This is a genomic window from Micromonospora sp. NPDC049836 (genome assembly GCF_044465125.1).
GTDB lineage: Bacteria > Actinomycetota > Actinomycetes > Mycobacteriales > Micromonosporaceae > Micromonospora.
In genome coordinates, this window is the sequence record NZ_JBITLH010000004.1 from 448,152 (window position 1) to 460,888 (window position 12,737).

General features: G+C 75.1%; 13 protein-coding genes. 2 read left to right on the top strand and 11 right to left on the bottom strand.

The annotated features are described in order from the left end of the window. Genes ACIBPB_RS13840 through ACIBPB_RS13890 form a run of 11 tightly spaced genes read right to left on the bottom strand, consistent with a single transcriptional unit; the run spans nucleotide 1 to nucleotide 11,121 of the window. Complete coding sequence (locus ACIBPB_RS13840; RefSeq protein ID WP_396839941.1) at nucleotides 1-507, bottom strand: hypothetical protein; 507 nt, start codon at nucleotides 505-507, stop codon at nucleotides 1-3. 16 nt (nucleotides 508-523) lie between these two features. Next, on the bottom strand, nucleotides 524-1,315 hold the full coding sequence (locus ACIBPB_RS13845) for a hypothetical protein (RefSeq protein WP_396839942.1): 792 nt from the start codon (nucleotides 1,313-1,315) through the stop codon (nucleotides 524-526). Between the two features lie 23 nt (nucleotides 1,316-1,338). Continuing rightward, the gene (locus tag ACIBPB_RS13850; protein WP_396839943.1) at nucleotides 1,339-2,574 is read right to left on the bottom strand and encodes an MCE family protein; all 1,236 of its coding nucleotides are present in this window, start codon (nucleotides 2,572-2,574) and stop codon (nucleotides 1,339-1,341) included. Beyond that, nucleotides 2,571-3,974 (bottom strand): MCE family protein, encoded by a 1,404-nt coding sequence (locus tag ACIBPB_RS13855; RefSeq protein ID WP_396839944.1) that lies wholly within the window; start codon nucleotides 3,972-3,974, stop codon nucleotides 2,571-2,573. The genes ACIBPB_RS13850 and ACIBPB_RS13855 overlap by 4 nt, the downstream gene beginning before the upstream one ends. A gap of 47 nt (nucleotides 3,975-4,021) precedes the next feature. Continuing rightward, nucleotides 4,022-5,266, bottom strand: coding sequence for an MCE family protein (locus ACIBPB_RS13860; protein WP_396839945.1), 1,245 nt, complete (start codon nucleotides 5,264-5,266; stop codon nucleotides 4,022-4,024). Beyond that, entirely contained in the window at nucleotides 5,266-6,252 is a 987-nt protein-coding gene (locus ACIBPB_RS13865) for an MCE family protein (RefSeq protein WP_396839946.1), read from the bottom strand. The genes ACIBPB_RS13860 and ACIBPB_RS13865 overlap by 1 nt, the downstream gene beginning before the upstream one ends. Then, nucleotides 6,249-7,283: an MCE family protein gene (locus ACIBPB_RS13870; protein ID WP_396839947.1), complete on the bottom strand. Its 1,035-nt coding sequence runs from the start codon at nucleotides 7,281-7,283 to the stop codon at nucleotides 6,249-6,251. Before ACIBPB_RS13870 ends, ACIBPB_RS13865 begins: the two co-directional genes overlap by 4 nt. After that, nucleotides 7,280-8,560: an MCE family protein gene (locus tag ACIBPB_RS13875; protein ID WP_396839948.1), complete on the bottom strand. Its 1,281-nt coding sequence runs from the start codon at nucleotides 8,558-8,560 to the stop codon at nucleotides 7,280-7,282. The genes ACIBPB_RS13870 and ACIBPB_RS13875 overlap by 4 nt, the downstream gene beginning before the upstream one ends. Nucleotides 8,561-8,565: 5 nt before the next feature. Then, nucleotides 8,566-9,369, bottom strand: coding sequence for an ABC transporter permease (locus ACIBPB_RS13880; protein ID WP_357321698.1), 804 nt, complete (start codon nucleotides 9,367-9,369; stop codon nucleotides 8,566-8,568). 1 nt (nucleotide 9,370) lies between these two features. Then, nucleotides 9,371-10,141: an MlaE family ABC transporter permease gene (locus tag ACIBPB_RS13885; protein ID WP_396839949.1), complete on the bottom strand. Its 771-nt coding sequence runs from the start codon at nucleotides 10,139-10,141 to the stop codon at nucleotides 9,371-9,373. Next, complete coding sequence (locus ACIBPB_RS13890) at nucleotides 10,138-11,121, bottom strand: ABC transporter ATP-binding protein (RefSeq protein ID WP_396839950.1); 984 nt, start codon at nucleotides 11,119-11,121, stop codon at nucleotides 10,138-10,140. The genes ACIBPB_RS13885 and ACIBPB_RS13890 overlap by 4 nt, the downstream gene beginning before the upstream one ends. Before the next feature lie 162 nt (nucleotides 11,122-11,283). Here ACIBPB_RS13890 and shbA point away from each other — a divergent pair, with 162 nt between their 5' ends. Beyond that, nucleotides 11,284-11,862, top strand: a complete 579-nt coding sequence (gene shbA / locus ACIBPB_RS13895) for an RNA polymerase sigma factor ShbA (RefSeq protein ID WP_396839951.1) — start codon at nucleotides 11,284-11,286, stop codon at nucleotides 11,860-11,862. Next, nucleotides 11,859-12,698, top strand: a complete 840-nt coding sequence (locus tag ACIBPB_RS13900) for a hypothetical protein (protein WP_396839953.1) — start codon at nucleotides 11,859-11,861, stop codon at nucleotides 12,696-12,698. Before shbA ends, ACIBPB_RS13900 begins: the two co-directional genes overlap by 4 nt. Nucleotides 12,699-12,737: the final 39 nt, after the last annotated feature.

Consider the following 12,737-nt stretch of genomic DNA (forward strand, 5'->3'; position numbering starts at 1 on the left):
TCAGATGGCGGTTGCCTGGGCGACCTTCCACTCGCCACGGACGGGCACCAGGGTGAGCACCACCCGGTTCTGGTCGACCTTCTCCCCCGCCGTGGTCACGTTGCGCCGGTACTGGTTGAGGTAGAGCAGCAGCTCGACCCGGTCCGCCGCGGCGCGGACCACGCCGGTGGCGGAAACCTCGGCGAGCACGACGGCCTGCTGTTTCGCGGCGGTCGGCTTGAGCGCGGCGGTGGTCCGGGCGTACTCGTCGGCGAACCCGCCGGTGGCGAAGGCGCGGCCGTTGGCGACGCTGTCGTCGAAGGTGCGGTAGTCGTACGAGAAGAGCGCCTTGGCCGCCGCCGGGGCGGTGGCCAGGGCCTGGCGTACGGCCCGGTCGCGCTGGCCGGCCCGGTGGTCGCCGTACCAGCCGGCGAGGGCCACCGCGGCGGCCAGGACGATCGCGACGGCGAGCGCGGGGCCGGCGCGCAGCCACCCGGGGCGGCGCAGCGGCACGGTGGGGACACGCATGGTCTTCTCCTCCGGGTCAGCCGACGAACTGGAGTTTGGACACCAGCCACTGCCCCGAGTCCCGGTCACGGACCAGGTCGAGCTGGATGCGGTAGTGCGACGGGCGGCCGTCGGGCGCCTTCACGTTCCGCACGGTGGCGTCGACGGCGACCAGCACCACCGCGTGCCGACGGTCGCCGGAGACCAGGCCGGCGCGGAGCACGCTGCCCTGCGACCGCACCTTGTTCGCCACCACCGCGGCGCGGACCTGCGCCTGGCCCCGGCTGAACTCGTCCTTGAAGTCGCCGGTGGCGGCGGCCGTCACGCGTTGCAGGTCGCGGTCGACGCTGGCGGCGCTGACCGAGACGAAGTTGACGGCGGCCTGCCGGGCGGCGGCGACCGCTTCCCGGTGCGCCCGGTCGGTGGCCCGGTCGGCGTACCAGCGCTGGCCGAAGACGCCGGCGCCGGCCAGGGCGGCGGCGAGCAGCACGGCGAGCAGGGCGGTGCCGGCCCGGCCGGTACGCGGGCGGGCGGAAGCGGCCGGCGAACCGGGGTCGGCCGGCGGGCCGGGGTCGGGCGGCGAGCCGGGGTCGGGCGGCGAGCCGGGGTCGGGCAGGTCCTCGACCTCGGCCGGGTCGCCGACGACGGTCAGGTCGCCGCCCTCCAGCGGATCCTCCACCGGCTCCCGGTCGAGGCGCTCCAGCACCTGCTCGATCGGCTCGACCGGGCGGAAGACGGCCCGGGTGACCAGTCGGCGGCGCGGCGGGTTCGGGCCACCGGGCTTCGCGCCCTTGATGACTTTCAGCGTGGTGTTCCTGCGGCTGGGCACCGCCACCTCCTCCGGTAGGCCGGTCACGGGGTCAGGCCGGCGAGCAACAGCTGTTTCCAGGACTGGTCACCGGCCGTGCGGTACTGCCCGCCGGTGCCGCCGAACTGCAGCGGCCGGCCGTCGGAGCCGAGCACCAGGCCGGTCGCGGGGTCGTACCCCGGGGTGGTCTGCTCGTCGGCGGCGGGTGGCGCCGGGTCGGCGCCGGAGGGTCGGGGCGCGTTGCCGGCGCCCCGGACGCTCGCCCCGGCGGCCCGGTCGCGCGCACCACACCGGGTGTCCCCGCCGGAGTAGACGCAGGACGGTGGGTTGCCGACGTTGACCACGAGTCCGAGGTGGGCGGTGCCGTCGCCGGGGGTGACGGTGAAGCCTCCGGCCACCGCGATCGGGTAGACCACCAGCAGCTGCTCGATGCCGGGCAGCCGGCGGGCGGCGATGCCGTTGACCGTGACCAGGTTGCCGAGCAGGGTGCCGACGTCGGGTTCCAGCCCGCGCAACAGCGCCCGCAGTTCGGCGCCGGCGGGCGGCCCGTCGGCGAGCAGCCGGCGCAGGTCCGGGTCGGCGGCGCGGAGCGTGGCGGCGAGCTGCGCCAGCCCGGCCGACCAGCGGCGCAGCGCCTCGGTGGACTCCGCCTGGGTGGTGAGCACGGTACGCGCGTCGCGGATCAGGGCGAGCGTCTCGGGCAGCCGGCTGTCGGCCTCGCTGAGCAGCGCGTCGCCGGAGTCGAGGATCCGGGCGAGGGCCTGCTCGTTGCCCTCGAACGCGGTGCCCAGCTCGCTGATCAGCACGCTCAGATCGTCCGGGCCGACCGAGCGGACCAGGGCGTCCAGGTTGGTCAGCAGGGTCTCCGGGGCGAGCGGCAGCCCGGTTCGGTCCGCGGGGATCACCGCGCCGGGGGCGAGGTACGGCCCACCGTCCCGGTCGGGACGCAGGTCGAGGTACTGCTCGCCGACGGCGGAGCGTTGGCTGACCACGGCCCGCAGCGCGTCGGGCACCCGTACGCCCCGCTCGATGCGCAGGTCGGCGCGGACGCCGTCGGCGTGCAGGGTGACCGCGGTGACCCGGCCGACCGGCACTCCGCGGTAGGTGACCGGCGCGTTGGCGAAGAGGCCGCCGGCTCGGGTCAGGTCGACGTGCAGGACGTAGTTCGCGCCGAGCAGGCGGTCACCGAGGCCGACGTAGCGGATCCCGACGTAGCCGATGCCGAGGAGGCTCACCAGCACGAAGGCGAGCAGCTGGAGCTTCACGCTACGTCCGATCACGGGATCAGCCCTCCGCCCAACATGTCGGTGAGGCCGCCGAGCTGACCGGTGACGGCCCCGGTGATCGGGAGCACGCAGTCGGCGGTGAGCACGGTGCCGTCCGGCAGCTCCGTGCCGGCGGGGAACGCGGTGCCCGGCGGCACCAGGCCCTTGGGCAGCAGCAGCCCGCCGAGCGGCACGGTCGAGCCCGGTCTGAGCAGCCGGCAGCCCTCCGGCAGCCCGCACTCCTTCGGCGGGGTCCAGGTGGCCGGGAAGTGGGTGAGGTCCGGCAGGCAGTTGAGCGGCAGCTCGGGCAGGACGCCGCCGCGGCCGGGGCGGGCGCCGGGGGCGGTCGGGGCGGACGGCCTGCGGGGCGTGGCCGGGGCCGCCGTCCGGGGGGCGGCGCGGGCCGCCGGAGGCGGCGGGGCCGCCACCAGGTTGGCCAGAATGGTCGCGGCGTCCAGGTCCGCCGTGATGGAGAGGTTGACGAAGTCGCCGACGATCGCACCGGTGACGTTCGGCGGGAACGGGTACGACAGCATGAAGTCCAGCGACTTCGGCAGGTCGTCACCGGCCCGGGCGAGCTGTTCCAGGATCGGTTGCAGCGCCCGCACGCTGGCCACGGTGTCCGCCCGACTGCGCTCGACCACCCGGGTCCCGACCGTGCCGAGCTGACCGAGGGCGGTCAGCGCCCGGGTGAGCTGGGCGCGTTGCCGGGCAAGCACGGTCAGGCCCGGCCCGAGGGAGTCCAGCGCGTCCCCGACCACCTGCCGTTGCCGGGCGAGCCGGCCGGTGAGCCGGTCGAGCGCGTCGATGGCGCGCACGATGTCGGCCTTCTGCCGGTCCAGCCCGCCGACGAAGGTGTCCAGCTGGGTGAGGGTGTCCCGCAGGTCCGCCTCCCGACCGGCGAGGGCCGCGCCGAGTTCGGCGTTGATGGTCCGCAGCTGGGCCAGGCCGCCACCGTTGAGCAGCAGGCCGAGCGCGGCGAGGACCTCCTCGACCTCGGCGCCGCGGGTGGTGCGGGACAGCGGGATGAGGTCGCCGTCGGCGAGCCGGCCGCGCGCCGCCCCGGTGGGTGGCGGGGCCACCGTCACGTACTTCTCGCCGAGCAGGCTGCTCTGGCGCACGGCCGCGGTGGCGTTCGCGGGCAGCCGCACGGCGCGGTCGATGCGCAGCCGGACCCGGGCGTGCCAGCCGGACAGCGAGATCTTCTCGACCGTGCCGACCGTGACGTCGTCGACCTTCACGGCGGCGCGCGGCACCAGGTCGAGCACGTCGGCGAACTCCGCGTCGACGGTGTAGCCGTCCCCGGCCGGCCGGCCGCCGGGCAGCGGGAGGTCCGCGACCTCGGGCAGGCCGCAACCGGCGGGCAGCAGCGCCACGGCGAGCGCGGCGGCCAGCAGGCGCGGCAACCGGGCCATCAGGCCGCCACCGCGCGGCGCCGGACGATTCGCTCGCTGACGCCCGCTCATGCCGGCCCTCGCAGGATGCCGCCCAGGGTCGGGTCGCTGGTGAGGGTGGAGCCGCCCGGCGCCTCGTCGGCGGTCGGCGCACCGGGGGAGCTGATGGAACCCGGTGGGGACCCGCCGGCCGCCGGGGCGCCGGGCGGCAGCTTGAGCAGCTTGCGCAGCTGGTCGGTGAGGGGAAGGCCCTTGGCGCGCAGGGTCTGCGCGAGGGCGGTGCAGATGGCCGGCACCTCGGCCGCCGGGAGCTGCGACACCAGCAGCGAGCACGCGAAGGTGGCCGGGTCGTACGGCCCGAGCGCGTTGTCGCGGGTGTCGAGGGTGCCCGAGCGCGGGTTGTACGCGAGGTTGAGGTTGCTCACCGCGAGCGGCGCCACGTCGAGGATCTGGATGACGGCCTGCTGCTGGCGGACCAGGATCCGGGTGATGTCGGTCAGCGCGGTGACGTTCGAGGTGAGCGCGGTGCGGTTGTCCCGGACGAAGGTGGTGACCTGGGCCAGCGCGACGGCCAGGTCGCGCAGCGCGGCGGCCAGTTCCTCCTTCTCCCCCGCCAGCTGCCCGGCCACGTCGGCGAGCCGCCGCTGGAACTGGCGTACCTGCTGGTCGCTGCGGGCCAGGGTGGTGGTGAAGCGTTGCAGGTTGGCGACCGTGCCGAACAGGTCGCCCCGCCCGTCGGACAGGGTGGTCAGCGCGCGGGACAGGCCGTCGAGGGTGTCGTGCAGGTTGGCGCCGTTGCCCTCCAGGTTGGCCCGGCCGGTGGCGACCAGGTCGGACAACGCGCCGTCGGCGTTGGCGCCCTCCGGGCCGAGGGTGCGGTTGAACTCGTCGAGCGCGGCGTAGATGTCGTCGATCTCCATCGGGGCGACCGTCCGGGCGACCGGGATCTCCGCCCGGTCGGGAAGCGCCGGCCCGCCCGCGTAGGCAGGGGCGAGCTGGACGTACCGGTCGCTGACCACGCTGGGCGGGACGATCAGCGCCTGGGCGTCGGCGGGCACCCGCAGCGCCGGGTCGTAACGCATCTCGACGCGGACGGCGGCGCCCTGCGGGATCACCGCGGTCACCTCGCCGACGCGGACGCCGAGCACCCGGACGTCCGAGCCGGGGTACACCCCGACCGCGCGGGTGAAGTAGGCGACGACCCGCCGCTGCGGCGCCTCGTGCCGCCACCCGACCGCCCCGACGGCGACGGCGCTGAGCAGGACGGTGGCCGCCGCGAGGGGCCGGCGCCAGCGGTGCATCCGGCCGGGCATCAGCGTCCTCCTCTGGTGGTGGGCAGGTACGGCTGGAGCAGACCGTCGACGTAGGAGTCGAACCAGCGGCCGTTGCCGACCACGTTGGCGAAGGTGGTGACGAACGGCCCCATCCGCCGGATGGTCTGCTCCAGCTCGTCGCGGTTGCGTTGCAGCACGGCGACCACATCGCGCAGCTTGCCCAGGGCCGGTGCCAGCCGGGCCCGGTTGTCGGCGACCAACCCGGACAGTTCGGTGGCGAGCTGGTCGGTGCCGACGAGGAGCTGGTGGATGGCGTCGCGGCGCCGGCTGACCTCGGCAAGCAGCTTCTCCCCGTCGGTGACCAGCCGCCGGAACTCCTCGTCGCGCTCGGCGAGGACCCCGGTGACGCTCCGGGCCCGGGCGACCAGCGTCCGCAGCTCGGCGTCGCGGGAGGCCACGGTGCGGGACAGCCGGGACAGCCCGGTCAGCGAGGTGCCCACGCTGGCCGGGGTGTCGGCGAAGGTCTGCGACAGGGTGCTGAACGCCCGCGCGAGCTGGTCGGTGTCGACCCGGTCGAGGGTGTCGGCCAGTCCGGAGACGGCCTGCACCACGTCGAACGGGGCGGCGGTGCGGTCGAGCGGGATCTGCCCGTGCTCGTCCAGCGTGCCCGGCCCGGCCGGGGTGAGCGCCAGGTACTTCTGGCCGAGCACCGTCTTGATCCGGATGGTGGCGCCGGTGTCCCGGCCGAGGCGTACCCCGTCGTCGTCGACCCGGAACCGGACCCGCACGTACGGTCCGGGGTCGTGGGCCAGGTCGACGCCGGTGACCACGCCGACCCGGACCCCGGCGACCCGGACCTCGTTGCCGGTGGCCAGCCCGCTGGCGTCGTGGAACGCGGCGGCGTACGCGCGCCCGGTGAGCGCGGCGATCCGGTCGAGCTGGAAGGCGCCGAGCAGCACGCCGACGAGCACGGCCAGCCCGACCGCGCCGACGAGGGCGGGGTTGCGGTCGCGGAACGGCTTCACCGGGCACCTCCGGTGGCGCAGCGGGCGGCGGGGGCGCTCACCCCGGCCGGGGTCAGCGGCGGGTGGCCGGGCACGGTCACCCGGCCGTCGAAGTCGCAGAGGTAGAAGTTGAACCAGGAGCCGTAGGAGGCGACCCGGGTCAGCTGCTCGTACCGTTGCGGCAGCCGGCCCAGGGTGCCGTCGATGACGGCGGAGTTGCGGTCGAGGGTGCCGGCCAGCTCGTCGAGGGCGCGCACGTCGGCGGCGAGCGGCGCCCGGGTGTCGTGCAGCAGGCCGGCGGTGGTGTCGGTGAGCTCGCCGAGGCTGGCCAGTGCCGCGCCGATCGCGGTGCGGTCGGCGGCGAGCCCGGAGACGAACTGCTGTAGCTCGGTGATGCTGGTGTCCAGCTCCCGGTCGTGGTCGGCCAGGGTGGCCAGGACGGCGTTGAGGTTGGTCACCACCCGGCCGATCACGGCGTCCCGGTCGGCCAGGGTGGTGGTCAGCGACGCGGTGCGCCGCAGCAGGCTGGCGACGGTGCCGCCCTCGCCCTGCAGCACCTGGATGATCTCGTACGCGAGGGTGTTGACGTCGTCCGGGTCGAGCGCGGTGAACAGCGGCCGGAAGCCGTTGAACAGCACGGTCAGGTCGAGTGCCGGCTTCGTCCGGTCGAGCGGGATGAGCCCGCCGGCGGGCAGCGGCCGGCGGTCCCCCGGCCCCTCGGTGAGCGCGAGGTAGCGCTGCCCGACGAGGTTGCGGTAGCGGACGGCGGCGCGCACCCCGACGGCGACCGGCACGTCCCGGTCCACGGTGAACGCGACCTCGGCGACGGTGTCGTCGACCACGGCGATGTCGGCGACCTTGCCGACCCGGACCCCGGCGACGCGTACGTCGTCGCCGGGGAGCAGCCCGGTCACGTCGGTGAACCGGGCCCGGTAGGTGACCCCGTCCGGCGGGAACGCGCCGAGGGTCTGCGCGAGCAGCCCGGTGGAGAGCAGGGTGACCGCGGCGAAGAGCATCAGCTTCACCAGCGCGGGGGTGGTCCGGCCGGTCATCGGGCGTTCACCACCGCTCCACGCAGCAGCGGGCCCCAGAGCAGCACCGCGATGTCCGGCACCTCCGCCGGTGGCGTCCCGGTCAGGCCACCGACCAGGGGTTTGACCAGCGCCCGTTCCTCGCCGGTGCCGGCCCGCCCCATCGCCGGGGTGGACGCGGCCGCGGCGGCCGGCAGCCCGACCGGCAGGGGCGCGGGGGTACGGGTGCCGCCGTAGTCGTAGCCGTCGGCGACCGGCACCTGCGGCGCGGGCACCCGCGGGCGCGGCAGACCCCGGCAGTCCGGCCCGTCGTGGGCGGCGTAGGCCGGCTCGTCGCGGCCCCGCTCGTACCGGCCGCCGTCGCGGGTCACCTCCAGGGTGACGTGCATCCGGCCACCGGCGAACACCTCCTCCACCCGGGGTTGCAGCTCGACCAGCCCGCGCACCAGGCACGGGTACTCCGGGGCGTACGTGGCGAGCAGTTCCAGCACCGGGCGGCTGACCTGGCCGAGCCGGATCAACTGGTCCCCGTGCCGGTCGAGGAAGCCCCGGGTGGTGTCGGCGGTGTCGGTGGTGTCGGCGAGGAACGCGGCGAGCTGGGTGCGCTGGTCGGCGACCGTTGCCGCGGTGACGGTGACGTCGCGTAGCAGGGCCAGCAGGTCGGGCAGCGCGGCGTCGTAGCCGTCCAGCACGGTGGCGAGGCGGCGCACGTCCTCGCTGATCGTCGGCAGTTCCGGATTGAGCTGCCGCAGGTACGCGTCGAGCCGGGTGAGGTTCGCGCCGAGGCGGTCACCGCGGCCGTCCAGGGCGGTGGCGATCGCGCCGAGCGTGGCGGCGAGCTGGTCGGGGCGGATGGCCTGCAGCAGCGGGAGCGCCTGGTCGAGCACCCGTTCCAGTTCCACGGCGGTGCGGCTGCGGTCCTGGGTGATGACCGCGCCGTCGCGGATCGGCCCGGCGGTGCTGGCCGGCGGCGCGACGAGTTCCACGTACCGCTCGCCGAAGAGGGTCTTGGGCAGCAGCCGGGCCGTCACGTCGGCGGGGATCCGGTCGGTGGTGGCCGGGTCGAGGGCGAGCCCGATGACCGCGCCCCGGCCGTCGCTGCGTACCGAGCGGACGTCGCCGACCACGACGCCGCGCACCTTGACGTCGGCCCCGTCGAGGAGTTGCAGGCCGGCTCGCTCGGCGTGCAGCGTCACCCGGTCGACCGGGGTGAACGCGTGGCGGTACTGGAGCACGGAGGCGGTCAGCGCCGCGGCGAGCACGGCGACGAAGAGGATGCCGAGGACCCGGTGTCGCATGGCCGTCACCCCGCGATCCGGACGGTGGTGGTGGCGCCCCAGATGGCCAGCGACAGGAAGAAGTCGACGACGTTGACCGCGACGATGGCGGTGCGGACGGCCCGCCCGACGGCGACGCCGACGGCGGCCGGGCCACCCTGCGCGGTGTAGCCGTACCAGCAGTGCACCAGCACGACGATGACGCTGAAGACCAGCACCTTGGCGAAGGACCAGAGCACGTCGCCGGGGGGCAGGAAGAGGTGGAAGTAGTAGTCGTAGGTGCCGGCGGACTGTCCGTAGTAGCCCACCGCGATGGTGCGGGTGGCCAGGTAGCTGGCGAGCAGGCCGAGCACGTACAGCGGGACGACCGCGATGAAGCCGGCGATCATCCGGGTGGTGACCAGGAACGGCAGCGACGGCACGCCCATCACCTCCAGGGCGTCCACTTCCTCGGCGATGCGCATGGCGCCGAGCTGGGCGGTGAACCCGCAGCCCACGGTGGCGGAGAGGGCCAGCGCGGCCACCAGCGGGGAGATCTCCCGGGTGTTGAAGTACGCGGAGATGAAGCCGCTGAACGCGCTGCTGCCGAGCTGGTCGAGCGCCTGGTAGCCCTGGAGGCCGACCTCGGTGCCGGTGAAGAAGGTGAGGAAGCAGATGACGCCGACGGTGCCGCCGAACACCGCGAGGGCGCCGGTGCCGAAGCTGACCTCGGCGAGCAGCCGGAGCACTTCGCGCCGGTAGCGGCGCAGGGTGCGCGGAGCCCAGGCCAGGGCGCGCAGATGGAAGGCGAGCTGGCCGCCGAGGTCGTCGAGGTGGCGCAGCACGGTCATGTCAGCTCCCCTTCTGCGGGACGACCTGGAAGTACACGGCCGTGACCACGAAGTTCAGCGCGAACAGCAACATGAAGGTGATGACCACGCTGCGGTTGACCGCGTCGCCGACGCCCTTCGGCCCGCCCTTGGCGGTCATTCCCTGGTAGCTGGCGACCAGCGCGGCGGCGGCCCCGAACAGCAGCGCCTTCACCTCCCCCACCAGCAGGTCGGGCAGCTGCCCGAGGGCCTGGAAGCTGGCCACGTACGCCCCGGGGGTGCCGCCCTGCAGGATCACGTTGAACGCGTAGCCGCCGGTCACCCCGACGACGCTGACCAGCCCGTTGAGCAGCACGGCGACCAGCATCGCGGCGAGCACCCGGGGCACCACGAGGCGCTGGATCGGGTCGATGCCGAGCACCTGCATGGCGTCCAGTTCCTCGCGGATCTTCCGGGCGCCCAGGTCGGCGCAGATGGCCGAGCCGCCGGCGCCGGCGATGATCAGCGCGGTGACGATCGGCCCGGCCTCCCGGACCACGGCGAGCACCGACGCGGCGCCGGTGAACGACTGCGCGCCGAGCTGGCGGACCAGCGAGCCGAGCTGCAGCGCGATGACCGCGCCGAACGGGATCGACACCAGCGCGGCGGGCAGGATCGACACCGAGCTGATGAACCACGCCTGCTGCACGAACTCGCGCACCTGCACCGGCCGCCGGACCAGCCCGCGCAGGGTGTCCAGGCAGAACGCGACGAACTCGCCGGAGGCCCGCAGGGCGGCCACGGGCGCGCTCACGAGACCACCTCCGGCAGCTCGACGGTGGACCGGTCGTCGTCCCACCGGTCGTCGAAGGAGCCGGGCGGCGGGGCGACGCCGTGCTCGCGGCACCACTGCCCGGGCGGGCGTTCGGCCCGCCGGGGCTGCCCGTTTGACGGGGGCAGCTGCGGCGGGATGGGCGGCAGCGGCGGGAGTTCCACCCCGGCCTGCGCCTCGGCGGCCAGCTCCTCCGCGTCCTTCTCCTCGGCCATCCCGATTGGGCCGATCCGCTGGGCGTTGAGGAACTGCCGGACCACGGGTTCGGTGCTGGAGAGCAGCATCTCCCGGGGGCCGAACATGGCGAGGTGGCCGTGGTAGATCAGGCCGATGTTGTCGGGCACCGTCCGGGCGGTGTTGATGTCGTGGGTGACGATCAGGAAGGTCGCCTCGGTGCGCTGGTTGAGGTCGATGATGAGCTGGTTGAGGTAGGCGGTGCGGACCGGGTCGAGCCCGGAGTCCGGCTCGTCGAAGAGGATGATCTGGGGGTCGAGCACCAGGGCCCGGGCCAGGCCGGCCCGCTTGCGCATCCCGCCGGAGATCTCCCCGGGCAGTTTCTGCTCGGCGCCGACGAGGCCGACCATGTCCAGCTTCTCGGTGACCACGGCCCGGATCTCGGCCTCGGTCCGGCGGGTGTGCTCACGCAGCGGGAACGCCACGTTGTCGTAGATGGTCATCGAGCCGAACAGGGCGCCGTCCTGGAACAGCACACCGAAGAGCTTGCGTACCTCGTACAGCTCCCGCTCGGAGAGCCGGGGCAGGTCCTTCCCGGCGATGAGGACCGAACCGCGGTCGGGCCGGAGCAGCCCGACCAGGGTCTTGAGGAACACCGACTTGCCGGTGCCGGACGGTCCCAACAAGACGGAGATCTCCCCGGCGGGCAGGGTCAGGCTGATGTCCGACCACACCGGATGCCCGTTGAAGGACTTGGTGAGCCCGCGGACCGCCACTTCGACGCCCATCGCCCCTCCCTCCGTCTCTCACCGGGAACATCGGGCGGCGGCGACCGGGCGCAACAACTACTTTGGGTGACGCGACTCGGACGGTCGGCGAGCTAGGCAAAACCGCCCGGGTGTCGATAGCGTGCCGGAAACCGGCCGGCATTGAGGGTGTCTCGCGAACCCATGACTTCACCGATCGAGTCAGAGCTCGTCCGCCGGGCCGCCGCCGGCGACCCGGCGGCGACCGAGGCGCTGCTCACCGACGTGCGCCCCGGGCTGGTCCGGTACTGCCGGGCCCGGCTGGGCCGGGTCGGCGGCGCGTACACCACCGCCGACGACGTCGCCCAGGAGGTGTGCGTGGCGGTGCTGCGCGCGCTGCCCCGCTACCGGGAGCAGGGGGTGCCCTTCGCCGCCTTTGTGTACGGCATCGCGGCGCACAAGGTCGCCGACGCGCACCGCGCCGCGGTCCGGGACGCCACGGTCAGCCCCACCGGCGCGCCCCTGGACCGGCCCGACGCGGCCCCCGGACCGGAGCAGCAGGCCGTCTCCACCGACCTGGCCCGGCGGCTGTCGGCGCTGCTGGGGCGGCTGCCCGAGGTCCAGCGGGAGATCATCCTGCTGCGCGTGGCGGTGGGCCTCTCCGCCGACGAGGTGGGCACCATCGTCGGGATGACCGCCGCCGCCGTCCGGATGACCCAGTCCCGGGCGCTGGCCCGGCTCCGTACCCTGGCCGAGGGTGCCCTGGACGAGGTGGCGGCATGAGCGGGCGGAGCGGTGGTGACGAGGCGATGGACCTGGACGTCCTCGCCCGCGACGACCTGCTCCTCAACGCCCTCGGGCGCGGTGAGCCGGCCCCGGCCGGCGACGACCTCGCCGCGCTGCTGGCCGCCTGGCACGCCGACGTCGCCGAGGGCGCGCCGGCGTTGCGCCCGGCCGCGCCGGACCCCGCGGTCACCCCGCCGGAGGCGCCCGGCGCGACGGTGACGCCGTTGCCGTCCCGCCGGCGCCGGGCGGTACGCCTGGCGGCCGCCGCGGTCGCCCTGCTCGCCTTGGCCGGCGGGCTCGGGGTGGGCAGCCGGACGGCCGAGCCGGGCAGCCCGTTGTGGTCGCTGACCCGGGTGCTGTACCCGCAGCAGGCCGAGGCGCGCGACGTGGAGACGCTGATCGCCCAGGCCCGGGCCGCGCTGGCCGCAGGGCGTCTCGACGAGGCCCGTGAGCGGGCCGACCGGGCCGGGCGGGAACTCGCCGACGTCACCGACCCGGCGGCCGTCGCCCGGCTGCGCGCCGAGCTGGACGCGCTCGCCCGGGACCTCGCCGCCGCCGCGGCCCCGCCGCCGGCGCCCCGGCCCAGCGCCGCCACCCCGGCGGCCCGGTCGGTCTCGCCGACCACCGCGCCGTCCGACGCCCGGCCCGCGCCCTCCCCCTCGCCCCGGCGACCCGGGCCGGCCGCCTCGGCCTCGCCCTCCTCGTCGCCGTCGGGCGGCGGCAGCGGACCGCCGCTGCCCGGGCTGCCGCTGCCCGGCCTGCCGTTGCCGTTGCCGACGCTGTCGCCGTTGTTGCCGGGGCTGCCGCTGCCCACCGGCGACCTGCTCGGCTGAACGACGCTCGCCGCGAGCCGCCGGACGCTCGGTTAGGGT